The following is a 25,389-nucleotide window of genomic DNA, read 5'->3' on the forward strand; positions in this document are numbered from 1 at the left end:
ACACACCACAGGGGCGGCACGCCACGGCACTTTCAACCAATAAATAATTGGTATCAACAAACTTGGCACACTATTGAGTTCTCAAACAACAGGAGCACCCGGCACCAGGACGACCCTCTCAGGCCCTCCATCGCTCCGGAGCAACTTTTCTAACTTACCCGCGCCGGCAGTCCTTGTCAAACTGCCCTGTCCGTTCCTCCCGTTGGCGAGTGCCTCCGGTCGGTCCCGGCGGGGCGGCTTTACCGCCCTGCGCGGCTTTAAACTCTAGCACCGGTCGGCGCGGATGTAAATTCCGCTGCCGTTCATCTTTCCGCCACCCGGGGCCGGCCGCCGGCCGACGGCTTCAGGTACACCACCCCGAGCGGGGGCACTCGCAGGGTCGCCGAAGCGGGGCTGTCCTTCCAGCCGCCTTCCACGGCTGTGACGGCACCATCGTTGACGACTCCGGAGCCGCCGTATTCGGCCGAGTCGGTATTCAAGGCCTCGTCCCATTCACCCGCCCACGGCATCCCGAGCCGGAATCCTTCGTGCGGGGCGCCGGAGAAGTTGGCCACGCAAACCAGCGGGTTGCCCTGCTGGTCCCAGCGGATGAAGGACAGCGTGTTGTGCGCACCGTCGTTCTCGTCGATCCACTGGAAGCCGGCCGGCTCATTGTCGCGCTCGTACAAAGCCGGCGTGGAACGGTAAATCCCGTTGAGGTTGCGGACCAGGTTCTGCAGCCCCTTGTGCGGAACGTTTTCGGAGAGCCACCAGTCCAGCCCATGCTGTTCGGACCATTCGGACTCCTGGCCGAATTCGGTTCCCATGAAAATCAGCTGCTTGCCCGGATGCGCCCATTGGAATGCCAGGTAGGCGCGCAGGTTGGCCAGCTGCTGCCAGCGATCGCCCGGCATCTTGCGCAGCATCGACCCCTTGCCGTGGACCACTTCGTCATGGCTGATCGGCAGCAGGAAGTTCTCCGTGTAGGCATAGACCATCGAGAAGGTGGCCTTGCCGTGGTGGTACATCCGGTTGACCGGGTCCTCGGCGATGTATTCCAGGGTGTCGTGCATCCAGCCCATGTTCCACTTCAGCCCGAAGCCGAGGCCGCCCGCGCTGGTCGGGCGGGTCACGCCGTCGAACGCGGTGGACTCTTCCGCGATCATGACGATGCCCGGCACCCGTTTGTACGCGGTGGCGTTGACTTCCTGCAGGAAGGAGATGGCCTCCAGGTTTTCGCGGCCGCCATGGATGTTGGGGAACCACTCCCCGTCCTTGCGCGAGTAGTCGCGGTACAGCATTGAGGCCACCGCATCCACCCGGAGGCCGTCGATGTGGAATTCTTCCATCCAGTACAGCGCGTTGGCGACCAGGAAGTTGCGCACCTCGCGGCGGCCGAAGTCGAAGATCAGCGTGCCCCAGTCCGGGTGTTCGCCCAGCCGGGGGTCGCCGTGTTCATACAGCGGCTGGCCGTCAAACCGGGCCAGCGCCCACTCGTCCTTGGGGAAGTGCGCCGGAACCCAGTCCAGGATGACGCCGATGCCGGCCTGGTGCAGCCTGTCCACCAGGTACTTGAAGTCGTCCGGGTGCCCGAAGCGCGAGGTCGGCGCGTAATAGGAGGTGACCTGGTAGCCCCAGGATCCTCCGAACGGATGCTCGGCCACGGGCATGAACTCCACGTGCGTGAAGCCCTGCCAGCTGACGTATTCGGCCAGCTGGTCGGCCAGCTGCCGGTAGTCCAGCCCCAGCCGCCACGACCCCAGGTGCACCTCGTACACGCTCATCGGCCCGTTGTGCGGGTCGCGGGCGGCACGCCGCTCCATCCATTCCTGGTCGCCGAAGCGGTAGTGCGATTCGACCACGCGGGAACCTGTCAACGGTGGGACCTCGGTCCAGCGGGCCATCGGGTCGGCCTTCTCCCGCCACTGGCCGTCCTGGCCCAGCAACTCGTACTTGTAGACGGCACCCGCCTCGACGCCGGGGATGAACAGTTCCCACACGCCGGATCCGCCCATCGAGCGCATCGCGTGCCGGGTGCCGTCCCAGTGGTTAAAGTCGCCCTTGACCCGGACGGCCCGGGCATTCGGCGCCCAGACGGCGAAGCTCGCCCCGGACGTGTCGCCCAGCGCGGAGTTGTAGCGCCGCACGTGGGAGCCGAGCGCGCTCCAGAGGGTCTCGTGCCGGCCCTCGCCGATCAGGTGCAGGTCGATTTCGCCCAGGCTGGGCAGATAGTGGTAGGGGTCGTCGCTGATGGCGGGAGCACCGCCGTCGTACGCTACCTCGAGTCGGTAATCCGGGACGCGTCCCGGATCGTCGGCCGGAAAGACCGCCACCCAGATGCCCTCGTGCTCGTGTTCCATCGGCACGCGCAGGGACGGCGTGATCACGGTGACGGAATCGGCCAGCGGGCGCCGGGCGCGGACCGTGACGTGTCCGTGGTCATCCAGGTGCGCGCCGAGGACGGCGTGCGGCTGGTGGTAGGACCCGTGCGCGACGGCGGAGAGCACCTCCTGCTCGACATGCACCGGCGTGCCGGAGCGGCTGCCCGACGGCGACGCCGGCCCGCGCACGGACGACTCCGCGGCGGTGGAGGGAACGGGACGGGCCCGACGACCGGAACCTGTGGCCGCCCCGGAGGTGTTGGCGGCGGTGGTTCCGGCCGCGGCTGCGCCGGCGGCGAAAGTCCCGCCGTTGCCCGCGGCGACCTTGTCCCGGTTGCCGGATCCGGGCGGGGTGCCGGCGCCCGCGGCGGCCTTGTCCTTGTTGCCGGTCCCGACCGGGGTGCCGGCGCCCGCCAGGGGCGCCAGCGCTTCGCGGACCCCGCGGACCGGCACCTGCACCCAGCGCGGGCGGTTGCGCTGTTCGTACACGACTTCGTAGAGGGCCTTGTCCAGGAGCAGCGCCCGGAAGAGCGTGGACGACGTGTCCACCGGTTCGCCAGTCCCTTCCCGGTAGCCGTCCAGGAACGCGGCGCTGGCCTGCGCCGCCCAGTTGTCGGCGGCGGCGCCGGCTGCATCGTCGGGCTCCGCGAGCCGGGCAACGCCGGCGGCGTAGTCGAACGAGCGCAGCATCCCCACCACGTCGCGCAGCGGCACGTCGTCGGTGCCCCGCTCCCCCATGGGCCGCAGCGGTTCGCCCTCGAAGTCAAGCACTATCCAGCCCCGCTGGGCCGAGAACAGCACCTGGCCAAGGTGGTAGTCGCCGTGGATCCGCTGCAGCTCCGGAAGCTCAGTCACCTGGTCGAGCCGGTCCAGCAGTTCCTGCACCGCGTCGTCCAGGGGCCCCACGGACGCACCCGCCTGGGCCCAGCCCCAGCGGATCCGTTCCGCCAGCGCGGACTTGAAAGCGTCGACGGCCTTGGCATCCGCCGGGTAGGCGCCGGCCGCGTCGCGCAGGCTGCGGTGGATCCGTCCGGTGACGGCTCCGAGCTCGCGGGCCTGCGAGCTGAAGTCCGTGCCGTCCAGGGCCGAGCCCGACGCGGTGCGCCAGGCATCCTGGCTGTCCGGAATGAATTCCCGCAGCACGCTCAGGTGGCCGGTATCCCACAGGCGGTCGCTGCCGTCGTTGTCCTGTCCGGGAGTGTGCCACCCGCCGGTGACCCACCCGTAGGTGACCGGGACTTCACGGCAGCCGGCCTCCGTGAGCAGCACGCCGACTTCGACGTCCGGATTGGTGCCGGCTTCCAACACCCGGAAGAACTTCACGATCAGCGGGCCTTGGTCGGACTCGACCACTACGGATGTGTTCGACTGCTCCCCCAGCAGCACGGAGGCCTGCAGCCCGGTGGTGAACTCCGGCCAGGATTCGAACCCGGCCCCGGCATGGCCGCGGGTATGCCCGTCGCCGGTCACCAGCTGCCGCCGCATCAACTCCAGCCAGGCGGCCACGAACACCGGGTCGTGGGCGCCGTCGTAAATCCAGCGCTCCCCGGAATCGCCCGCAGCACCGCCGGCCGCCCCCGCGGCGCCGCCAGCGCCCTCGTCGTCCGCCCCGGCAGTCTCGCCCTCGTGGCTGGTTGCCGCCCAGGTGTCCTCGGTGCCCTGCTGCGCGCGCCCAAGCATGGCCGCCTCTCCGCCGGCCATCGGCTCCCGGCGGTAGCTCAGCGGCACGTTGACCACGTGGACTGCGTCGGCGGTGTGCACGGCCACGATGTGCACCTCCAGTCCTACCGCTCCGGCCGGGTCCTGCAACCGGATGCCGCCCAGCCGGTGCAGGACCGACTCCTGGCCCTTGGCGGGGAACCAGCGCTGGACGGGCAGCCACTGGCGCAGCAGTTCGGGAAGGCTCGGCGTGAATTCAGGCATGTGTTGCCACCTCTGTTCCTTCAGTCGCGGATTTGATGACTGGGAGTGTCTCGGTCTGTGGAGATGCCGGGTTGGACGCGGCCGAACGCAGCCGCAACCAGAAGAAGTCGTGGCTGCCCAGCGTCAGCGTGAGCTGGCCGGCGTCGTCAAAGGCGGGGAACGGGACGCCCCCGAACGTGTCGCGCAGCCCGCGGCCGGCGAATTCGGGCAGCCGCAGCGGTGCCGCCACGGGGTGCTGGGACAGGTTGAACACGCACAGCAGCACCTCTTTCTCCAGGCCTTCCGCGTTGCCCTCCGGCACTTCCCGCAAAAAGGCCAGCACCGATTCCGAGTCCACCGGCACGTTCCGGTAAGTACCCAGGCCGAAGGCGGGATGGGCCTTGCGCACCGCGAGCATCTGGCGCACCCAGTGCAGCAGCGAGCTGTTGTGCGCCAACTGCGCCTCAACGTTGACGTAGTTGTAGTGGTAGACCAGCGACTGCACCACCGGCAGGTACAGCTTGCCGGGGTCCGCGGTGGAGAAACCGGCGTTGCGGTCGGGGTTCCACTGCATCGGCGTGCGGGAGGCATCGCGGTCTTCGAGCCAGATATTGTCGCCCATGCCGATCTCGTCCCCGTAGTAAAGGAACGGGCTGCCCGGCAGCGACAGCAGCAGCGCGTGAATCAGTTCGATCTCGGCGCGCGAGTTGTCCAGCAGCGGGGCCAGCCGGCGGCGGATTCCGATGTTGGAGCGCATCCGGGAGTCCGGCGCGTACCAGCCGAACATCGCCTCGCGCTCTTCGCGGGTGACCATTTCCAGCGTCAGTTCGTCGTGGTTGCGCAGGAAGGTTCCCCACTGCGCCCCGGCCGGGATGGCCGGTGTTTGCTCCATGGTGGCAATGATCGGGGCGGCCTTTTGGTCCCGGAGCGCGTAATACAGGCGCGGCATGATCGGGAAGTGGAAGGCCATATGGCATTCAGGGCGCAGCTCGCCGTCGCCGTCCGGCTGGCCGAAGTATTCCACCACCTCGTGCGGCAGCTGGTTGGCCTCGGCGATGATCACGCGGCCCGGGTATTCCGTGTCCACCAGTGTGCGCAGGTCCCGCAGGAAGGCGTGCGTGGCGGGCAGGTTTTCGCAGTTGGTTCCGTCCTCCTCGAACAGGTACGGGATGGCGTCGGCGCGGAAACCGTCGATCCCCTGGTCCAGCCAGAACCGTACGACGTCGAACAGCGCCTCGATCACCTTGGGGTTTTCGAAGTTCAGGTCCGGCTGGTGGCTGAAGAAGCGGTGCCAGTAGAACTGACGGCGGATCGGGTCGAACGCCCAGTTGGAATCCTCGCTGTCCACGAAGATGATCCGCGCGTCCTGGTATTTCTCGTCGGTGTCGGACCACACATAGAAGTCCCCGTACGGCCCCTCCGGGTCCCGCCGGGACTGCTCGAACCAGTCGTGCTTGTCCGATGTGTGGTTTATGGGCAAGTCGATGATGACGCGCACGCCGCGGGCGTGTGCCCCGGCCACCAGGCGCTTGAAGTCGCCGATGGTGCCGAACTCGTCCAGCACGTCGAAGTAGTCCGCGACGTCGTACCCGCCGTCCCGCAACGGGGACTTGAAGAACGGCGGGATCCACAGGCAGTCGACGCCCAGCCACTGCAGGTAGTCGAGCTTGTCGATCAGCCCGGAGAAGTCGCCCGATCCGTCCCCGTTGGAGTCAGCGAAGCCCCGCAACAGCACCTCGTAAAACACTGCCTTGCGGTACCAGTGCGGGTCATGCGGCAGCCCCGGAGCGTGCAGCTGGAAGGGGCCGGCCATCAGCGGTTCCTTCGGATGTGCAGGATGTGGGCGGGTTCCACGTGTGCGTCCAGCCGCACATAGTTGTGTTCGCCCCAGCGCCAGCTCTGCCCGCTGAGCAGGTCATCCACCCAGAACGTGCCGTCGTCGTTGAAGTCCTCGTCCCGCAGCCCCAGCGCCGCCAAATCCAGCGAGACCGTTGACTCGCGCGCGCTGTGCGGGTCCACGTTGACGACGACGATGATCGTGTCCCGCCCGCCGCCGTGGCCTTGGGGCAGGTGCGCCTTGTGCTTGGAGTACACCACCGTGGCCGGGTCGGTGCTGCGGTGCACGGTGAGGTTGCCCAGGTCGCCCAGAGCCGGGTGGGCCCGCCGGATGGTGTTCAGCCGGGTCAGGTACGGCGCGAGCGAGCGTCCCTCGGCCTCCGCGGCGGCGAAGTCGCGGGCCTTGTACTCGTACTTTTCGTTGTCGATGTACTCCTCGGCGCCCGGCCGGGCCACGTGCTCGTACAGTTCGAAACCGGCGTACACGCCCCAGAGCGGGCTGGCCGTGGCCGCCAGCACCGCCCGGACCTTGAACGCGGCGGGGCCGCCGTACTGCAGGTACTCGGTGAGGATGTCAGGGGTGTTGACGAAGAAGTTCGGCCGGAAGAACGGCGCCGTCTCGTGGCTGACTTCGGCGAAATACTCTTCGATCTCTTCCTTGGTGTTGCGCCAGGTGAAGTAGCTGTAGGACTGCTGGAAGCCGGCGCGGCCCAGCGCGTGCATCATGGCCGGGCGGGTGAAGGCCTCGGCCAGGAACACGACCTCCGGGTGGTCCCGGTTCACCGTTCCGATCAGCCATTCCCAGAACCACAAGGGCTTGGTGTGCGGGTTGTCCACCCGGAAGATCTTCACTCCGTGCGAGATCCACAGCTTCACGATCCGCAGGACCTCTTCGGAGAGGCCACGCGGGTCGTTATCGAAATTCAGCGGATAGATGTCCTGGTATTTCTTCGGCGGATTCTCCGCGTAGGCAATCGTGCCGTCGGCCCGGGTGGTGAACCACTCGGGATGCTCGGTGGCCCACGGGTGGTCAGGGGCGGCCTGCAGCGCCAGGTCCAGGGCCACCTCCATGCCGAGCGCCTCGGCAGCGGCCACAAAGGCGTCGAACTTTTCGAATCCGCCCAGGTCGGGGTGGATGGCGTCGTGCCCGCCGTCCTTGGAGCCGATGGCCCAGGGCGACCCGGGGTCGCCGGGACCGGCGGTCAGCGTGTTGTTCGGCCCCTTGCGGTTGACCTCGCCGATCGGGTGGATCGGCGGCAGGTACACCACGTCGAAGCCCATGGCGGCAACGGCCGGAAGCCGCTCGGCCGCCGTCGTAAAGTCGCCGGATGTCCAGGTCCCGTCCGCCGGGTCGTAGTGTGCGCCCTCGGAGCGCGGGAAGAATTCGTACCAGGCGCCGCGGCCGGCCCGTTCGCGCTCCACCAGGATGGGGTACTGCTTCGAGGGGCTGACCAGGCTGCGGATCGGGTGGCTGTTCACGGCGTCCAGCACGGCGTTCGAGGTTCCGGCGGCCAAACGTTCCTGCACGGAGAGCGATTCGTCGGCGAGCGCGGCGGCAGCATCGCGCAGCACCTGCGCGTTGCCTTCCGGCCGCCCGCCCTGCCCCGCGGCCTGGTCCAACAGCAGCCGGCCCTCGGCGAGCATGAGTTCCACGTCCACGCCGGCGGCAATCTTCACCTCGGCGTTGTGCCGCCAGGTGGCGTAATTGTCTCCCCAGCCTTCAACGTGGAAGGTCCAGAGGCCCGTCCCGGTGGGCCGCAGCGTGCCGTGCCAGCGGTCGGTGCCGGGCGCGCCCGGCGTGAGTCTGGCCCGCTGGACGGGCTGGCCGTCCGGGTCGAACAACACCGCGGTGGCGCCGATCTTGTCGTGCCCCTCGCGGAAGACGGTGGCGGCTACCTCTATGTCCTCGCCCGGGATCGCCTTGGCCGGAAACTCGCCGCCGCCGACGACGGGCCAGACGTCGACAACCGGGATCCGGCCAAACTTCAGGCGCGCGGCTGGCTGGGTCGTACTGTGCTCCTGCATCGAAGTCGTCACAAGACAGACGTTAGCGAGATTCCTTCCCGATTGCGAAGCACCCTTACCCCTCGCGCCCGTGTTGACGGCCAGTTCAGGGGGCATTCACCCGCCGGCCATCAGCGGCGCAGGGGATGTGCGCTAGCCTAGGCCGGGTGAAGGCAATCCGCAGATTTACTGTCCGAACTGTCCTCCCCGAGAGCATTGCTCCGTTGGCCCGCTTGGCCGGCAACCTCCGCTGGTCCTGGCACCGGCCCACCCAGCAGCTGTTCGAACAGCTGGATCCCCAGGCCTGGGCCGAGGTGCGCGAGGATCCCGTCGCCCTGCTTGGCTCCTTCACCCGCGAACGGCTGCGGGCGCTGGCCGACGACCGGGACGTGGTGGCTCGGGTGCGCGAGCTGGACGCCGACCTTGAGCAGTATTTGGCCGAGGACCGCTGGTACCAGACGCTGGGAGCCGACGCGCCGGCGTCGATCGCTTACTTCTCCCCCGAGTACGGCGTCTCGCATGTGCTTCCGCAGTACTCCGGCGGCCTGGGCATCCTGGCGGGCGACCATCTGAAGGCCGCCTCCGATCTGGGCGTGCCGCTGGTGGGCGTGGGCCTGCTCTACGCCGCCGGCTACTTCATGCAGTCGCTGAGCCGCGATGCCTGGCAGCAGGAGACCTACCCCGTGCTAGACCCGGACGGTTTGCCGTTGACGCTGCTGCGCGAGGCGGACGGGCAGCCGGCCCAGGTCACGCTGCCGCTGCCGAACGGGCGCAGGCTCGGCGCCTACATCTGGCGCGCCGACGTGGGCCGGGTGCCGCTGCTGCTGCTCGATTCCAACATCCCGGGCAACGACGAGGCCGCCCGCGGCATCACCGACCGGCTCTACGGCGGAGGCGGCGACCACCGCCTGCAGCAGGAGCTGCTGCTGGGCATGGGCGGCGTGAAGGCGCTGCGCATCCACCAGCGGCTCACCGGCGCCCCGGCCCCGGAGGTCTACCACACGAACGAAGGGCACGCCGGCTTCCTCGGGATCGAACGCATCCAGGAGCTGGCGGCGGCCGGGTTGACGTGGGACGAGGCGCTGGCCGTAGGCCGCGCCAACACCGTGTTCACCACGCATACGCCGGTGCCCGCGGGCATCGACCGGTTCGACAAGGCACAGATCCAGCACTTCTTCAGCGCGGGCCTGGCCCCGGATGTACCCACCGCCAAGATCCTGGAACTCGGGGACGAGAATTACGACGGCGGAGATCCGTCCAAGTTCAACATGGCCGTGATGGGCCTGCGGCTGGCGCAGCGGGCCAACGGCGTGGCCAAGCTGCACGGTGTGGTCTCCCGCGGCATGTTCTCGGGGCTCTGGCCGGGCTTCGACCAGGAGGAAGTGCCGATCAGCTCGGTGACCAACGGCGTGCATGTGCCCACCTGGGTGGATCCCCGGATTGCGGAGTTCGCGCGGTCCGCGTTTGGCGACGAGACGGTGATCGCCCGCCAGTGGGACCGCGTCTACGACGTGTCCGACGAGGACATCTGGGCGTTGCGCCGGAGCCTGCGGACGGCCCTGATCGAGGATGTCCGCCGCCGGCTGCGTGCCTCCTGGAAGAAGCGGGGGGCCGCGGATGCGGAGCTGGCGTGGACCGACGCCGTGCTGGACCCGGACGTACTGACCATCGGTTTCGCCCGCCGGGTGCCGACCTACAAGCGGCTGACCCTGATGCTGCGCGATCCGGCGCGGCTCAAGGCGTTGCTGCTGCACCCGGAACGGCCTGTCCAGCTGGTCATCGCGGGCAAGTCCCACCCGGCGGATGAACAGGGCAAGCGGATGATCCAGGACCTGGTCCGTTTCACCGACGACCCCGAGGTCCGGCACCGGATCGTGTTCCTGCCCAACTACGACATCGCCATGGCGCGGACGCTCTTCCCGGGCTGCGACGTTTGGCTGAACAACCCCCTGCGCCCGCTGGAGGCCTGCGGGACATCCGGCATGAAGGCCGCCATCAACGGCGGACTGAATCTCTCCGTGCTGGACGGCTGGTGGGACGAGATGTACGACGGCGACAACGGCTGGGCGATTCCGACGGCGAACCCTTCCACCGGCGCCCGGACCGCCGACATGTTCGACCCGGACGAGCGCGACGATATCGAGGCCGCCGCACTCTACGACCTCATCGAGCACCACGTGGCACCCCGTTTCTATGCCGCCGAGGTCTCCGAAGGCGCGGGCGCGGCCGGACCGTCCGAGCCGGTGCCGAACGATACCGTCCCGCACCAGTGGATCGCGATGATCAAACACACGCTGGCCAATCTGGGACCGGCGGTTTCCGCCGAACGGATGCTGCATGACTATGTGGAGCAGCTCTACCGTCCGGCCTGGGCCTCCGGCAGGACGGCCCGGGCGGACGATTTTGCGGCGGCGAAGGAACTGGCGGCGTGGACCAGCCGGGTCCACGCCGCCTGGGACGACGTGTCGGTGGAGCACGTGGACTCGATGGGCATCACGGACGAGCCGCAGATCGGCGAGTCGCTGACGGTCAATGCCTACGTCCGGCTCGGATCACTGCCGCCGGACAGCGTCACCGTCCAGGTGGTGCACGGCCAGGTCACCGAAAACGACGACCTCGCGCAGACCTCCAGCGACGAACTGGCCGTCAGCGACCAGTTGGGCGATGGCCGTTATCTCTTCACCGGCCCGGTCACCATCGACCGATCCGGGTCGTTCGGGTACAGCGTGCGGGTGCTGCCCAAGCACCCGGCGCTGGCAAACCAGGCCGAACTCGGCTTGGTTTCCAACGCCACCGGCTGAGCCACGCCACGTCGCCCCGACGCCGCTCGCGTCCGCCGCCGGCGCGAGCGGCGCACCCGGAGGGCAGCGGAACGGCTGAAACGTCACTATCCGGCAGTTTCTTTAATTCCTTTGAGACCGCCTGTTTCATGCCGGTTTCGAGCGAAAATATGCCCCTTCGTACGTCCTTCTGTGTGACTCACCCCTTTATTATCAGCATGCTGACTAATAGCATGAGGGTGTTCCGTCCGAACGGACTACGAAGGAGGCGAACATGGGCACGAGCACCGACCGGGAGGCACCACCGCCGGACCACGAGGACAAGCCGCAGCAGCCGCAGCAAGTAAAGAAGGCTTCGTGGAAGTACATCCTCCGCAAGACCATCCGGGAATTTTCCGACGACAATTGCACGGATCTTGCGGCGGGACTGACGTACTACGCAGTGCTGTCCCTGTTCCCCGGCCTGCTGGCGTTGGTTTCCATCCTGGGGCTGGTTGGACAGGCGGAACAGACCACCAACGCCATGATGAGCATGCTCGGGCAGGTAGCACCTGCCCAGGCAGTGGAGGTCATCCAACAGCCAATCCAACAGTTGGCCAGCGCCCCGGGAGCCGGGCTCGCGTTCGTCGTCGGCCTGGTCGGCGCCATCTGGTCGGCCTCCGGCTACGTCAACGCCTTCGGCCGGGCCATGAACAGGATCTACGAGGTCGAGGAAGGCCGGCCGTTCTGGGTACTTCGCCCGGTGATGCTGCTGATCACCGTCGTGGTGCTGCTGCTGGCCGTGCTGACGCTGCTGATGCTGGTGGTGTCCGGCCCGATTGCGGAGGCGATCGGATCGGTGATCGGACTCGGCGAGGCGGCGGTGACGGTTTGGAACATTGCCAAATGGCCGGTCGTCGTCATCTTCGCCGTGGTGATCGTGGCCCTGTTGTACTACGCGACGCCCAACGTAAAGCAGCCGAAGTTCCGCTGGATGAGCCTGGGCGCCCTCCTCGCGCTGATAGTGCTGGCCCTGGCGACGCTTGGCTTCGCCTTCTACGTGGCGAACTTCGGCAACTACAACGCGACCTACGGAGCCATCGGCGGCGTGATCGTCCTGCTGCTGTGGTTCTGGCTGGCCAACCTCGCCCTGTTGTTCGGTGCGGAGTTCGATGCCGAGACGGAGCGCGGCCGCGAACTGCAGGCCGGCATGGCTGCCGAAGAAAATATCCAGCTTCCGGTCCGCGACAGCCGCAAGATCGACAAGAAGGCTGAGAAGGAAGAGGAGGACATTACACGGGGGCGCGACCTGCGCCGCAAGTTCGCGCATTCCGAGGAGGAATCCCGTGACCGTAGCTGATCAAGATCAGGCCTGACAGGAAGAACCCGACAAGGAAAAGGAATTCCCATGACCACGAATCCACATTCCGGCAGTTACGACGAGGGCGCTCCCGTTTACCCGACAGGGGGCACGGCCGTCCCGCCACCCTCGAATCCCCCGTCCACCGGCCAGTCCAAGAGCGAGACAGCCAAGACCGAGGCCAGGGAAGTGGGGCGCGAAGGAGCCGAAGCGGGCCAGCAGGTTGCCGAGACTGCCAAGGACGAGGTTAAGCACGTAGCGCACGAAGCCAAGGAAAAGGCCCGCAACCTGATGTCAGAAATGGGCGATGGCATCCACAGCCAGGCCAACACGCAGCAGCAGCGCGTGGCTTCGGGGCTGCGGTCGATCGGAGAGGAGCTCAACTCCATGGCCCAAAACTCCGAGCAGTCCGGGCCGGCGACCCGGTTGGTCGGCCAGGTGGCAGGCCGAGCCGACTCCGTCGCGGGGTGGCTGGAGAACCGCGATCCGGGATCGCTGCTCGACGAGGTCAAGCGTTTTGCCCGGCGACGTCCCGGTGCCTTCCTTGCGATCGCGGCAGGAGCCGGCGTCCTGGCCGGGCGGCTGACCAAGGGGCTCACCGCCGACAGCGGATCAGCCAGCGGCTCCATGACGGGCAGGCAAGTGGGCACGCACCGTGCCACCACCGGTTCGGTCTATGGCACGGCCGGGGCCGGCAGCTATGAAGCCCAAAGCGCCCAAGGTTTTGCGGCGCCCGGGGCGCAGACAGGTTCCGCCCTCGGCGGCGCACCGGCACAGCCTGAAACCACCTACCCTGTGGGCGAACCGCCCGTCGGTGGCCGTGGCACCGCGATCCCGGAGCGGAACCCTTATGAGGACGGAGGGACTCGATGAGTCACCAGCAAATGCCGGGTCCGAGCAATCAACGGGTGCCCGGACAGGATGGAGCCGAACCAACACGGGCGGAAATCAAGGCCGAAAACGAATCCTTGGGCGACCTGCTCAGCCAGGTGAGCACGGACATCTCCGTCCTGATGCGCCAGGAACTGGAACTGGCGAAGGCCGAACTCAAGGAGACCGGCGCCAAGGCCGGCAAGGGGGCAGGCTTGTTGGGCGGAGCCGGCGTGGCCGGCCATTTCGTCCTCCTGTTCCTGTCCCTGGCCCTGTGGGCGCTCATCGCCGGCGGGATCGGATGGGCCTGGTCCGGCCTGATTGTGGCAGTCATCTGGGCCATCATCGCGGCCATTCTGTATTCGGTAGGCCGCAAGCAGCTGAAGACGGTCGAAGGGATGCCCCAGACCACCGAGTCAGTAAAGCAGATTCCGGAAACATTGAAGCCAAGTGAGGAAGCGCTATGAGCCAGTCACCCGAAGAAATCCGAGCCGACATCGAACGCACCCGCGCCCGGCTGGGCACGGACGTCGACGCCGTGGCGGAGAAAGCGTCGCCGTCGAACATCGTCCACCGGCAGACGGACAAAGTGAAGGACTCCGTGGGCCGCGTCAAGGATAAGATCATGGGCGCCGCCGACGACGCCACCGGCGGCACCCGCTCCATGATGCACGACGCCGGCGAAATGGCCAGCGACGCCCCGCACCAGCTCGCCCGCAAGGCACAGGGCAACCCGGTAGCGGCCGGCCTGATCGCCTTCGGCGCCGGCTGGTTGCTGTCCTCGCTGTTCCCGGCCAGCCGGGTGGAGCAGCAGGCAGCCGACAAGGTCAAGGAACAGGCCGAACCGGTGGTGCAGGAAGTCAAGGACTCCGCCCGGCAGGTGGCCCAGGACATGAAGGAGCCGGCCCGCGAGGCAGCCGAAGACCTGAAGTCCTCGGCCCAGGACTCGGCGGGCAGGGTCAAGTCCGAAGGCACGTCCGCCGCCGAGGACGTGAAGCAACGGGCACAGGAGGCCCGCGGCAACGTGCAGGATCCGCCCCGGCAGATCTAGGTCCTTCGTCCACGCTGCCTGACGGGCAGCATGCCGGCGCCGGGAGAGCCCTTGAGGCACTCCCGGCGCCGGTGCGTTTGCTTAGGAGCGGTAGATGGAGATGGTGCTCGCGCCCACCACATCCATGTCGCCGCTGCGGACCGTGGCGCCACGCCGGTGTTCCCCGTCGTGGGACGTGGTGTAGAGCAGCTCGAAGAGATGCTTCCCGCCGCGGTGCTTGCCGAAGTCCTGCAGCGACTGCGGGGTGGGCAGCACGATTTTCTGCGGCTGGCCTCCGCCGTTAATCACCACCAGACCGTCGATCACGCCCTGGGGCGACCCCATCAGCAGCTGGACCAGGCGGCAGTCCGGGTTGTTCCAATCATCCGGAGTCATCGGTTCGCCGTCGGCGTTGAACCAGAGCAGGTAGGAACTTTCCGCCCGTGCCGGGTAGTTGTACGGCTGGTGCGCCAGAAAGGACCGGCGGAGTTGGATGAGCCGGCGGGTGGCATCGAACATCCGGTGTTCGCGCTCGTCCAGCTGCCAGTTGGTCCAGGCCAGCTCGTTGTCCTGGCAGTATGCGTTGTTGTTTCCCTGCTGGCTGCGGCCGATCTCGTCGCCGGCGCAGAGCATGGGCACCCCGAGCGACAGCAACAGGGTAGCCATCAGGTTCCGGGCGCTCCGGTCCCGGGCGTCGAGGACCTGGCTGTCCCCCGTGTGCCCTTCGATGCCGTGGTTATAGCTGCGGTTATGGTCGTGGCCGTCGCGGTTTTCTTCGCCGTTGCCCTCGTTGTGCTTGCGGTCGTACGACGTCAGGTCGGCCAGTGTGAAGCCGTCATGGGCGGTCACGAAGTTCAACGAGGCCAGCGCGGTGCGCCCGGAGCCGGCGAACAGTTCGGTGGATCCGGCCAGGCAGCCGGCCAGCCTCGCCACCGTCCCGGCCTGCCCGCCAGCCGCCAGCGCGGCTTGGTCCGCCAGCCAGAAATCGCGGACGGTATCGCGGAAGCGGTCGTTCCAGTCAGTCCACCCCGGCGGGAAGTGCCCCGTCTGCCAGCCGCCGTCGCCCACGTCCCACGGCTCCGAGATCAGCTTGGCTCCGGACAGCACCGAATCGGCGCCGACGGCCACCAGGAACGGGTGGCGGGGGTTGAAGTGGTTGTTTCCGTCGCGGGCCAGCGACACCGCCAGGTCGAAGCGGAACCCGTCGATGTGGAACTCCTCCACCCAGTAGCGGAGCGAATCGAGGGCCAGCTGGATCACGCGAGGCTCGTTGAAGTTCATCGTGTTGCCGCAGCCGGTGGTGTCCAGGTAATTCCCGTGGCCGTCGTGCCGGTAGTACACGTGGTCCGCCAGCCCGCGGAAGGAGTAGGTGTCCTGGTCTTTGCCGCCCTCGGCCGTGTGGTTGTAGACCACGTCCAGGATCACCTCGAGGCCGGCGGCGTGCAGCTGCTTGACCATGGTGCGGAACTCGTCCTGCACCGCCCGCGGCCCGTCGGCCTGGGCGGCCGCGGTGGCGTACCCCGGCCAGAGCGCGAAGAAGCCGAGCGTGTTGTAGCCCCAGTAGTTGGCCAGCCCAAGGTTTTGCAGGTGCGGTTCGTCCAGGTGGTAGTGCACCGGCAGCAGCTCCACCGTGGTGATCCCCAGCTCCAGCAGGTACTGGATCATCACCGGGTGGGCAAGGCCGGCGTAGGTACCGCGCAGTTCCTCCGGGATGTCGGGGTGCAGCATCGTTTGGCCCTTGACGTGGCACTCGTAGACCACCGTGTCCCGCCACGGCACGTGCGGGCGGGCGTCGTTCCCCCAGTCGAAACCGCCGGTGACGTACACCGAGCGCAGCACGCCGCCGTCGTCGTCGATGGCACGGCCGTAGGGGTCCAGCAGCAGCTGCCCGGACGACGGCAGTTCTTCGCCGTGCGGCCAGAAGGCGTACCGGCTGCCGGCCTCCAGACCCTTGACCGTCCCGTGGTGGACGCCGTCGGTGAGTGCCGTCAGCTCAGCGCGCTGCCAGGCGCCTGAAGCATCCTCGAAGTGCACGTCCATGGTCCCGAACCCCGGGGCGAAGACCGCCACATTCACCGCTCCGGGAATCGGCGGCATGCCCGGGGCGGTGTCGCTGACGCCCAGCGGGAAGGCACGCGAAAGCTGCGCCTGCCGCGCGGGCGGCTCAGGGGAAAGGCTCTTGGCGTGACGGGCCAAAACGGTCCACCTGCTCCTAGCGCGCGCGCTGCCGCGAGATTTCGTACAGGCTGATGCCCACGGCCATGGAGGCGTTGAGCGACTCCATGGCCGAGTCGATCGGGATGGAGACGATCTGGTCGCAGTGTTCGCGGACCAGCCGGGACAGGCCCTTGCCCTCGGAGCCCACCACCAGGCACACCGGCTCGGTGGCCAGCGACAGGTCCGGCAGCGAAACGTCGCCGCCGCCGTCCAGACCGAGCACGAAGATGCCCAGCTGCTGGAAGGCCTTGAGCGTATTGGTCAGGTTGCCCGCCTTGGCCACCGGCACGCGCACCGCCGCGCCGGCGCTGGTTTTCCACGCGGAGGCCGTCATCCCGACCGAGCGGCGCTCGGGCACGATCACGCCGTGGCCGCTGAATGCCGAGGCGGATCGGATGATGGCACCTAGGTTGCGCGGGTCGGTAATGCCGTCCAAGGCCACGAACAGCGGGGCGTTGTTGATGTAGCCCTTCTTGAACTTGGCCATCGTGTCCTCGGCCAGCTCCAGGGCGTCCTGGTAGTCGTACGGCGGGATCTGCAGCACCAGGCCCTGGTGGACGGCGTCATCGGTCATCCGGTCCAGTTCCGGCTTGTGCGATTCGAGCACCGGAATGCCGCGTTCGGCGGCGATCTTCAGGGATTCCCTGACGCGGTCGTCCATCTCGATCCGGACGCCGACGTGCAGCGCCTTGGCGGGGACGCCGGCGCGCAGGGCTTCCACCACGGAGTTGCGTCCGGTCACCATCTCGCCCGCGGACTTGCCGCGGCGGGGGGCCGTGCCGCGCTGGCCGCCCGGGCGCTTGGCGGCCGAGCGTTCGGACAGCTGCTTGGTGCGGTACGCCTTGTGGTACGGGCGGTCTTCGGCCTTCGGGGTCGGCCCCTTGCCTTCGAGCGCTTTGCGCCCGTGTCCGCCGGTTCCGGCGGTGGGTCCCTTTTTGGACTTGCGCACCGCTCCGGGGCGAGGTTTGTTGGCCATCGAAAAACTACCTTTGTGTTGGGGAAGATGCGTTCCCACGTGCGGCACACCGGCTGTGCGCGGCAAGCCCGACGGGAATCGTCTGCTTTAAAGGGTACCGCCCCACGGTGCGGGCCGCCGTCAGCCGAGACTCCAGCTGGCGCCCTCGGGCGAATCCTCCACCACGATCCCGGCGGCCGCCAGGGTGTCGCGGATGGCATCGGCGCGGGCCCAGTCCTTGGCCTCGCGGGCCAGCCGGCGTTCCTCCAGCTGGGCGCTCACCAGCACGTCCAACGCCTGGTGGGCCGCGGGGTCCGCGCCGCCGCTGCTCCAGTGCGGATCCAGCGGATTGATGTACAGCACGTCGGTCATCGCCATGACCTGGTGCAGCGCACGGGTGGCCGCCTCCTTGTCCCTGGTGTCCAGGGCGGTGTTGCCGGCACGGACCGTTTCGTGGACCACGGCCAGCGCCTGCGGCACGTTCAGGTCGTCGTCCATGGCCGCGGCAAAGGCCTCCGGGACGCTTTCCGTCACCACGAACCCGAACTGCTCGCCGTAGAGGAACTTCAGCGCCCGCTGCATGAATCCCTCGATCCGCTCCACCGCGGAACCGGCCTCCGCCAGCGAGCCGGGGTTGTAGTCCAGCGCCGACCGGTACTGGGCCTGGCCCAGATAGTAGCGGACCACCAGCGGCTTCGCGTCCTGGAGCATCTGCGCAGGCGTGATGATGTTGCCGATCGACTTGGACATCTTCTCGCCTTCGAAGGTGACCATGCCGTTGTGCATCCAGAAGTTGGCGAATCCGTGGCCGGCGGCCCGGGACTGCGCCACCTCGTTCTCGTGGTGCGGGAACCGCAGGTCCAGCCCGCCGCCGTGGATGTCGAATTCGGTGCCCAGGTACTTGGTGACCATGGCCGAGCATTCCAGATGCCAGCCCGGCCGGCCGGCTCCCCACGGGCTGGACCAGCTGGCGGTTTCCGGCTCGCCGTCCTTGTGCCCCTTCCAGAGCGCGAAGTCGCGCGGGTCCTTCTTGCCGCGCGGACCGGCGTCGGGCGCCGCCTGCATGTCCTCGATCCGCTGATGCGTCAGGGAGCCGTATTCCGGCCACGAGCGCACATCGAAGTAGACATCGCCGGAGTCGTCCAGCGCCGGGTAGGCGTGGCCGCGGTCGATCAGCTGCTGGATCAGGCGGTGCATCTCCGGGATGTGGCCGGTGGCGCGCGGTTCGTAGGTGGGCCGTTCCACGCCCAGGATGTCGTAGGCCTTGGCGAATTCCTGCTCGTAGCGGTAGGCCAGCGCCCACCACGGCTCGTTCGGCACCGGCACCATCGGGTCTTCGGCCGCATTGGGGCGGAAGGATTCGGCGGACTTGACCAGGATCTTGTCGTCGATGTCCGTCACGTTGCGCACCACCGTGACGTCATAGCCGCTGTAGCGCAGCCAGCGGGTGAGCTGGTCGAACGCGATGGCGGAGCGGATATGGCCGACGTGCGGGTCGCCCTGCACCGTGGCTCCGCAGTAGTAGAGCCCTACCTTGCCCGGGGCCAGCGGGACGAAGTCGCGTACTTGCGCGGTGGCGGTGTCATAGAATCTCAGGCTCACCGCTCTAGCCTAGCGGCGGCCGCCGTGCCGGTGCGAACCGCTGCACGTGCGCAGCGGGCTCCGTTTGGGGCACCTGCTCCGGTTATTTTGCGGAGCAGACGCCCCATGTGAGGCGCCCGCCCCAAGTGGGGCACCCGCAGCGGGAACCGCTCTCCTTAATGCAGCCTAACGACGACGGCGGTGGCCACCGCCGCGATCCCCTCGCCGCGGCCGGTGAATCCCAGCCCGTCGCTGGTGGTCGCCGAAACGCTGACCGGCGCCCCGGCCGCCTCGCTGAGCACCGCCTCGGATTCGGGCCGGCGCGGCCCGAACTTGGGGCGGTTGCAGACCAGCTGGACCGCGATATTGCCGATCTCGAACCCGGCCTCGCGGACGATCCGGGCGGCTTCGGACAGCAGCCGGACACCGGACGCGCCCGCATACTCCGGACGGTCGGTGCCGAAGTGCGTGCCCAGGTCCCCGATGCCGGCCGCGGAGAACAGCGAGTCCGCGGCGGCGTGCGCGGCAGCATCGCCGTCGGAATGGCCGGCCAGGCCCCTTTCCCCCTCCCACAGCAGGCCGCCCAGCCACAGCGGCTGCGGGTCGGATTCCGGGGCGAAAGCGTGGACGTCCACACCGATTCCGGTGCGCGGGAGGGGATACGGGAATTCGGGCACGGTCAGCCTTCCAGGACGGGACGGGGCCGGCCGGCGGCCAGCAGGGCCTCCGCCACGGCCAGATCCAGCGGCGTGGTGATCTTCAGGGCCCGCGCGGAGCCCGGCACGAGCATCACATCGATGCCGTGGCGCTCCATTAACAGGGCTTCGTCGGTGATGGCCGCGGCCTCCTCGGGGGCCATGCCGGCCAGGCTCCGGTGCGCCCGGGCCAGGGTTGCCGCGTCGAACCCTTGCGGCGTCTGGACGGCGCGCAGCTGGGCGCGGTCCACGGTGGCGGCTACTTTTTCCGGCGAGATCGCGGCCTCGGCACCGGTGCTCGGCGCGGCCGTCTTGATGGTGTCCACCACCGGCACCGCAGGAACGACGGCGCGCGCGCCAGCCGCCAGCCCGGCGGCTACCCGCTTGAAAACCTCGGGCGGGGTGAGTGCCCGGGCCGCGTCGTGCACCAGGACGCCGGACATGCCGTCGCCCAGCCCGCGGAGCGCGGCGGCGACCGAGGCGGCGCGGGTGGCACCGCCGTCGACCGTGGAAACAGGAACGTCGGGGTACTGCGCGGCGAAGCCAGCGCAGAGCCGCCGCAGGGCGGTGTCGCCGGCGGGGACGGCTACACAGATCCGTGACGCGATGCCGGCCGCCAGCACGCCCCGGAGGGCGTGGACGAGGATCGGTTCGCCGGCCAGCGGGACCCGGGCCTTGGGCAGGCCGTAGCCGAGGCGGGTGCCCGAGCCGGCCGCCACGACGATCACGCCCAGGGACGTGCTTGCTGTGCTCACTCCTTTAGCCTACTGGGCCACGGCCGGGCGGTTGGGTAACGAAAAAGCGGCCGGCATCCAGTGCTGGATGCCGGCCGCTTGAAGCGCAATCAGGAGGCGAGAACCTCGTCGAGGACCTCGGCTGCCCTGTCTTCGTCGGTCTTCTCGGCCAGGGCGAGTTCGGAAATCAGGATCTGGCGCGCCTTGGCCAGCATCCGCTTCTCGCCCGCGGAAAGGCCGCGGTCGTGGTCCCGGCGCCACAGGTCGCGGACAACTTCCGCTACCTTGATGACATCGCCGGAGGCCAGCTTTTCCAGGTTCGCCTTGTAGCGGCGGGACCAGTTGGTCGGTTCTTCGGTGAACTCGGCACGGAGCACATCGAACACATGCTCGAGGCCTTCCTTGCCCACCACATCGCGGACGCCGACCAAATCCACGTTCTCTGCCGGAACTTCAATAGTCAGATCGCCCTGGGCAACCCGGAGCTTGAGATACATCTTCTCTTCACCTTTGATGGTGCGCATTTTGATCTCTTCGATCTTTGCTGCACCGTGGTGAGGGTAAACAACCGTCTCGCCGACCTCAAATACCATCTGTAGTATCCCCTTTCCCGACCTCTAGTTTATCACGGATGGTTTGGCCACTTCCGCGAGTTTGCAGGCCTGGAGGCCCGTCGGCACGCTAGAATGCCGCGTTTTGACCCCTTGACGGATCCCGGATTTGGTGCTTCGTCCGCGGGTTCTTACGGGCGTCGAATCCTACTTTTGACCGGTTTGCGGATAGGCTAGGCGAGGCAAGCTGCCGAGATCTGCAGCACCGCACCTGATTTTGACTGAGGAGTTTCCGCCGTGAAGATTGCGCCGAAGAACCGTGTGCAGCGCACCCTTGTAGCAGGCGCCGCCGCGCTCACCCTGCTCGCATCGACCGGATGCGGCGCAATCAACGAACAGGCCACCACCAAGTCCTACTCCGCCAGCGACGGCATCGTGGCCAACGTCGGCTCGATCGGACTGCGCAACCTGTTGGTCGTCGCAGAGTCTGCCGACGCCCCCGCCCGTATCCTCGGCACCGCCTTCAACACCTCGGATTCTCCCGTGCAGTTGGCCCTGACCGGCCCCGGCAGCACCGCCACCGTCACCGTCCCGGCAGACGGGAAGGTAATTTTCGAAGAGGACGAGAACGAGACCATCGTCGGCAGCCCGGGTGCCGCTCCCGGCGCCCTGGTGGACCTCACCGTCCGCGTGAACAACGAGTCCGCCGACGTGCTGGTGCCGGTCCTCGACGGTACGCTCCCGGAGTACCGGGACTTCGTTCCGTCCGCTGAGCCCGTCGAGACCGCGGCGCCGACCGAGACCGCCGCTCCGACAGACGGCGCCACCGAAGAACCGACCGAAGAGGCCGGCGCCTAACCGACCGTCGCTTCACAAGAGGCCGGGCCGCTTCCCCTTTCAGGAAGCGGCCCGGCCTTTTGCTGTGGCGGCGCCCTCGGTCTACGGTTCGAACTTGTAGCCCAGCCCCCGCACGGTGACCAGGTAGCGCGGCGCCGAGGGATCGGGTTCGATCTTGCTGCGCAGCCGCTTCACGTGCACGTCCAGGGTTTTCGTGTCGCCCACGTAGTCGGACCCCCACACCCGGTCGATCAGCTGCCCGCGCGTCAGTACCCGGCCGGAGTTGCGCAGCAACATCTCCAGCAGTTCGAACTCCTTCAGCGGCAGCGACACCGGTTGGCCGTCCACGCTGACCACGTGCCGTTCCACATCCATCCGCACCGGTCCGGCGGAGACGGCATTCGGCACCAGTTCTTCCGGTTCGCCCTGGCGGCGCAGTACCGCACGGACCCGGGCCACCAGCTCGCGCGAGGAGTAGGGCTTGGTAACGTAGTCGTCGGCACCGAGCTCGAGCCCCACCACCTTGTCGATCTCCGAGTCCTTGGCGGTGAGCATGATGACCGGAACCGCCGAGCGCTGCCGCAGCTGCCGGCACACCTCCGTTCCGGACTGTCCCGGCAGCATCAGGTCCAACAGGACCAGGTCCGCGCCGGCGCGATCGAACGCCACAATGGCGTCCAGCCCGTTGTCCACCACCTCAACTTCGAAGCCCTCTTTGCCCAACAGATAGCTCAACGGATCGCTCAGCGATTCTTCATCTTCGACGACCAGAATGCGGGTCAAGCACCGACTCCTTGTTCATGCGCCACACCGGCGCCCTGCGTGCGCGGCTCCACGGATTCTGTGGTGCCGCCGTCTTCCTGCTCCATTTCCGGCAGCCGCACGGTGAAGGTGGAGCCCTGTCCGGGCTGCGACCACACCGATACTTCCCCGCCGTGCTGGGAGATGACGTGTTTAACAATGCTCAGGCCCAGGCCTGTTCCTCCGGTTTGCCGCGAGCGGGCATCGTCGATCCGGTAGAACCGTTCGAAGATGCGGTCTTGTTGGTCGGGGGTGATGCCCGGGCCCTGGTCTGTCACCGACACGGTGGCCAGCCCTTCGCGCACCCGCAGCCCGACCCCCACCTTGCTCCGTTCGGGCGCGTAGCGGATCGCGTTGTCGATCAGGTTCCGAAAGGCGGTGGTCAGCAGTTCGTAATCGCCGAAGACCGGCGCGTCGACCTTCCCGCCCACCGACAGTTCTACGTGGCGGCTTTCGGCCATCAGCTTGTTGCGGTCTACGGCCTCGGCCACCACGGCGTTCAGGTCCACTTCGGTGCCGCCCTGCACCACGTCCGCGCCCTGCAGCCGGCTCAACTCGATGATGTCCTGCACCAGGGCGCCCAGCCGGCGCGATTCCTTGTGCATGCGGCCGGCGAAGCGGCGCACTGCTTCCTCGTCGTCGGCGGCGTCGTCGATGGCCTCGGCCAGCAGCGAGATGGCTCCCACCGGCGTCTTCAACTCGTGGGACACGTTCGCCACGAAGTCGTTGCGCATCGCTTCGGTGCGGGTTATTTCCGTCCGGTCATCGGCCAGCAGCAGGATGTACTCCTCGCCAATCGGCGCCACGCGCACCTGGACCACAATGGTGCCCTGGCCCAGCGGACCGCGCGGCAGCTCCAGCTGCCGCTCCTCGATCACGCCATCGCGGCGCACCCGGGCGGTCAGGTCGAGCAATTCGGAATGCACCATCGTGTGTCCGCGGACCAAGCCGAAGGCGTAGGCCGCCGGGCTGGCCCGGACCACGCCGTCGATCGCGTCCACCACCACGTAGGCGCGGCCGACGACGGACAGCACCTCGGCGGCACCGTCCGGCAGCGTCGGTTCGTCCACGTCCTGCAGGCGCCGCCGCTGGCGATCGCTCAGGCCGAAGGCGAGCACACCAAAGCTGCCCAGCACCAGGCCCACGAGCCCTGCCAGCAAGCCGAATATCAGTGGATCCACGCCTCTAGCTTAGGCGCAGCCGGGCACGGCCGACGGCCGTTCCAGTAGCAATCGCCCCTCCGTTCAACTAACGTTCACTTGAGGTGGCGTAATAGTTAACCGCGGGCTGAGAGGGTATGAAGCCAGTGGGATGCTAGGACCCCTATGCTCCACGTACACAAGCGAAAGGACGCCAGTGCGCAAGGTTTTCCAGGCCGAGCTCCATCAAGTCGGAGAGCAGCTGGTAGAGATTTCCCGGCTGGTCACCGAGGCGATGCAGAAGGCAACCACGGCGCTCGAGACCGCCGACATCGATTTGGCCCAGGAAGTCATTGCCGCCGATGCCCGGATCGATTTCCTCCAGACGGACCTGGACGAGCGTTCCATCGACATCCTGGCGCTGCAGGGGCCGGTCGCTTCGGACCTGCGGATGATTGTCGGTGCTCTGCGGATGAGCGCCTCGCTGGAGCGGATGGGCGACCTCGCCCGGCACATCGCGCAGCTGGTCCGGCTGCGGTATCCCGACCTCGTGATCCCCGCCTCGCTGCGCGACACGTTCCGGGAGTTCGCCGAGAAGGACATTGCGATCTCGGAGAAGCTGACCGAGCTGCTCGAGACCCGCGACCTGGACCTCGCGGCCCAGATCGACACGTATAATTCCCGCATCAATGAGCTCCATGCCGGCGTCTTCAAGGCGATTGCCGATCCGGCGTGGAACTCCTCCGGGCCGACCACCGTGGACGTCTCGCTGGCGAGCCGTTACTTCGAGCGTTTCGCCGACCACGGCGTCTCCGTGTCGCGGAAGGTGACGTACCTGGTCACCGGTGAGTGGCGCCCCAACGGCCAGTCCGTGTGACGCAAGAACTTAAGCAGGAAGGCCGGCTCCCCGCGGGGGCCGGCCTTCCTGTATTCAAGCGTGTGCCTACTTCTTGCCCTGGTTCGCCACGGCCTGAATGGCTTTCGCCGCGGCAGCGGCGTCCAGGTACGTGCCGCCGGCGGTGACGGGCTTCAGGTTCTCATCCAGCTCGTACACCAGCGGGATGCCGGTGGGGATGTTCAGCCCGGCGATGTCTTCGTCGCTGATGCCGTCCAGGTGCTTGACCAGCGCCCGCAGCGAGTTGCCGTGCGCGGCCACCAGCACGGTCTTGCCCGCCTTGAGGTCCACGGAGATGTCCGATTCCCAGTAGGGCAGGAAGCGCTCCAGCACGTCCTTGAGGCATTCGGTCCGCGGCACGGCGTCGCCCAGGTCGGCGTAGCGCGGGTCGTTTGCCTGCGACCACTCGCTGGCGTCGTCCAGGGCGGGCGGCGGCGTGTCGTAGGACCGGCGCCAGACCATGAACTGGTCCTCGCCGAACTCGTTGCGGATCTGTGCCTTGTCCTTGCCCTGCAGGGCGCCGTAGTGGCGCTCGTTCAGCCGCCAGCTGCGCTTGACGTCGATCCAGCTGCGGTCGGCGGCCTCCAGCGCGAGGTTGGCCGTGACAATGGCCCGCTTCAGCCGGGAGGTGTACAGGACGTCGGGAAGCAGATTGTGCTCGACCAGCAGTTCGCCGCCGCGGTGCGCTTCCTTGCGTCCCAGGTCGGTCAGCGGGACGTCGACCCAGCCGGTGAACAGGTTCTTTTCGTTCCAGTCGCTCTGCCCGTGGCGCAACAGGACCAGCGTGTATTTCGAGGTGGAAGTCATGGCTGCCATCCTAGCGGAGCACCGCGTGGCACCGGCGGCGCCGGCAGGACATTACG

The 25,389-nt window shown here is 67.7% G+C and carries 19 protein-coding genes; 7 read left to right on the forward strand and 12 right to left on the reverse strand.

Annotation, left to right across the window (positions count from 1 at the left end):
- Positions 1–302: 302 nt before the first annotated feature.
- Genes glgB through AC5RVD_RS03775 form a run of 3 tightly spaced genes read right to left on the reverse strand, consistent with a single transcriptional unit; the run spans position 303 to position 8,123 of the window.
- Entirely contained in the window at positions 303–4,283 is a 3,981-nt protein-coding gene (glgB, locus tag AC5RVD_RS03765) for a 1,4-alpha-glucan branching protein GlgB (protein ID WP_494126066.1), read from the reverse strand.
- Positions 4,276–6,075 (reverse strand): maltose alpha-D-glucosyltransferase, encoded by a 1,800-nt coding sequence (gene treS / locus AC5RVD_RS03770; RefSeq protein ID WP_494126067.1) that lies wholly within the window; start codon positions 6,073–6,075, stop codon positions 4,276–4,278. The genes glgB and treS overlap by 8 nt, the downstream gene beginning before the upstream one ends.
- Positions 6,075–8,123: an alpha-1,4-glucan--maltose-1-phosphate maltosyltransferase gene (locus tag AC5RVD_RS03775; protein ID WP_494126453.1), complete on the reverse strand. Its 2,049-nt coding sequence runs from the start codon at positions 8,121–8,123 to the stop codon at positions 6,075–6,077. The genes treS and AC5RVD_RS03775 overlap by 1 nt, the downstream gene beginning before the upstream one ends.
- Positions 8,124–8,269: 146 nt before the next feature.
- Between AC5RVD_RS03775 and glgP the strand changes: the two genes are divergently transcribed.
- The 5 genes from glgP to AC5RVD_RS03800 all read left to right on the forward strand — a co-directional run bounded on the left by glgP (position 8,270) and on the right by AC5RVD_RS03800 (position 14,142).
- The gene (gene glgP, locus AC5RVD_RS03780) at positions 8,270–10,903 is read left to right on the forward strand and encodes an alpha-glucan family phosphorylase (protein ID WP_494111919.1); all 2,634 of its coding nucleotides are present in this window, start codon (positions 8,270–8,272) and stop codon (positions 10,901–10,903) included.
- Positions 10,904–11,156: 253 nt separating this feature from the next.
- A complete protein-coding gene (locus tag AC5RVD_RS03785; RefSeq protein WP_494126068.1) occupies positions 11,157–12,221 on the forward strand; it encodes a YihY/virulence factor BrkB family protein in 1,065 nt (354 codons plus the stop codon).
- A gap of 48 nt (positions 12,222–12,269) precedes the next feature.
- The gene (locus tag AC5RVD_RS03790) at positions 12,270–13,094 is read left to right on the forward strand and encodes a hypothetical protein (RefSeq protein ID WP_494126069.1); all 825 of its coding nucleotides are present in this window, start codon (positions 12,270–12,272) and stop codon (positions 13,092–13,094) included.
- A gap of 11 nt (positions 13,095–13,105) precedes the next feature.
- Positions 13,106–13,558, forward strand: a complete 453-nt coding sequence (locus AC5RVD_RS03795; RefSeq protein WP_494126454.1) for a phage holin family protein — start codon at positions 13,106–13,108, stop codon at positions 13,556–13,558.
- A complete protein-coding gene (locus tag AC5RVD_RS03800) occupies positions 13,555–14,142 on the forward strand; it encodes a DUF3618 domain-containing protein (protein ID WP_494111916.1) in 588 nt (195 codons plus the stop codon). Before AC5RVD_RS03795 ends, AC5RVD_RS03800 begins: the two co-directional genes overlap by 4 nt.
- An 81-nt stretch (positions 14,143–14,223) precedes the next feature.
- On the opposite strand, the gene glgX is transcribed toward AC5RVD_RS03800, so the two are convergent.
- From glgX to AC5RVD_RS03830, 6 genes are all read right to left on the reverse strand, one after another.
- Positions 14,224–16,218, reverse strand: coding sequence for a glycogen debranching protein GlgX (gene glgX, locus AC5RVD_RS03805; RefSeq protein WP_494126455.1), 1,995 nt, complete (start codon positions 16,216–16,218; stop codon positions 14,224–14,226).
- A gap of 115 nt (positions 16,219–16,333) precedes the next feature.
- Positions 16,334–17,314 carry a 23S rRNA (guanosine(2251)-2'-O)-methyltransferase RlmB gene (rlmB, locus tag AC5RVD_RS03810; RefSeq protein WP_493988882.1) on the reverse strand — a complete coding sequence of 327 codons (981 nt, stop codon included), beginning with the start codon at positions 17,312–17,314 and terminating at the stop codon, positions 16,334–16,336.
- A gap of 120 nt (positions 17,315–17,434) precedes the next feature.
- Positions 17,435–18,895, reverse strand: coding sequence for a cysteine--tRNA ligase (gene cysS / locus AC5RVD_RS03815; RefSeq protein ID WP_494126070.1), 1,461 nt, complete (start codon positions 18,893–18,895; stop codon positions 17,435–17,437).
- 155 nt (positions 18,896–19,050) lie between these two features.
- Entirely contained in the window at positions 19,051–19,551 is a 501-nt protein-coding gene (ispF, locus tag AC5RVD_RS03820; protein ID WP_494111913.1) for a 2-C-methyl-D-erythritol 2,4-cyclodiphosphate synthase, read from the reverse strand.
- Between the two features lie 2 nt (positions 19,552–19,553).
- Positions 19,554–20,324: a 2-C-methyl-D-erythritol 4-phosphate cytidylyltransferase gene (gene ispD / locus AC5RVD_RS03825; protein WP_494126071.1), complete on the reverse strand. Its 771-nt coding sequence runs from the start codon at positions 20,322–20,324 to the stop codon at positions 19,554–19,556.
- Between the two features lie 89 nt (positions 20,325–20,413).
- Positions 20,414–20,896, reverse strand: coding sequence for a CarD family transcriptional regulator (locus tag AC5RVD_RS03830; protein ID WP_493988878.1), 483 nt, complete (start codon positions 20,894–20,896; stop codon positions 20,414–20,416).
- 255 nt (positions 20,897–21,151) lie between these two features.
- Here AC5RVD_RS03830 and AC5RVD_RS03835 point away from each other — a divergent pair, with 255 nt between their 5' ends.
- The gene (locus AC5RVD_RS03835) at positions 21,152–21,712 is read left to right on the forward strand and encodes a hypothetical protein (protein WP_494121947.1); all 561 of its coding nucleotides are present in this window, start codon (positions 21,152–21,154) and stop codon (positions 21,710–21,712) included.
- 81 nt (positions 21,713–21,793) lie between these two features.
- On the opposite strand, the gene AC5RVD_RS03840 is transcribed toward AC5RVD_RS03835, so the two are convergent.
- Together AC5RVD_RS03840 and AC5RVD_RS03845 are read right to left on the reverse strand one after the other, a co-directional pair.
- Positions 21,794–22,474: a winged helix-turn-helix domain-containing protein gene (locus tag AC5RVD_RS03840; protein ID WP_494111910.1), complete on the reverse strand. Its 681-nt coding sequence runs from the start codon at positions 22,472–22,474 to the stop codon at positions 21,794–21,796.
- The gene (locus tag AC5RVD_RS03845) at positions 22,471–23,673 is read right to left on the reverse strand and encodes a sensor histidine kinase (RefSeq protein ID WP_494126072.1); all 1,203 of its coding nucleotides are present in this window, start codon (positions 23,671–23,673) and stop codon (positions 22,471–22,473) included. The genes AC5RVD_RS03840 and AC5RVD_RS03845 overlap by 4 nt, the downstream gene beginning before the upstream one ends.
- Positions 23,674–23,848: 175 nt before the next feature.
- On the opposite strand from AC5RVD_RS03845, the gene phoU reads away from it, so the two are divergent.
- Positions 23,849–24,508, forward strand: coding sequence for a phosphate signaling complex protein PhoU (phoU, locus tag AC5RVD_RS03850; RefSeq protein WP_494111909.1), 660 nt, complete (start codon positions 23,849–23,851; stop codon positions 24,506–24,508).
- Between the two features lie 66 nt (positions 24,509–24,574).
- Here the strand turns inward: phoU and AC5RVD_RS03855 are convergent, their stop codons facing one another.
- The gene (locus tag AC5RVD_RS03855) at positions 24,575–25,333 is read right to left on the reverse strand and encodes a phosphoglyceromutase (protein WP_494111908.1); all 759 of its coding nucleotides are present in this window, start codon (positions 25,331–25,333) and stop codon (positions 24,575–24,577) included.
- Between the last annotated feature and the right edge of the window lie 56 nt (positions 25,334–25,389).

The organism is Arthrobacter sp. THG-b23 (assembly GCF_059091265.1).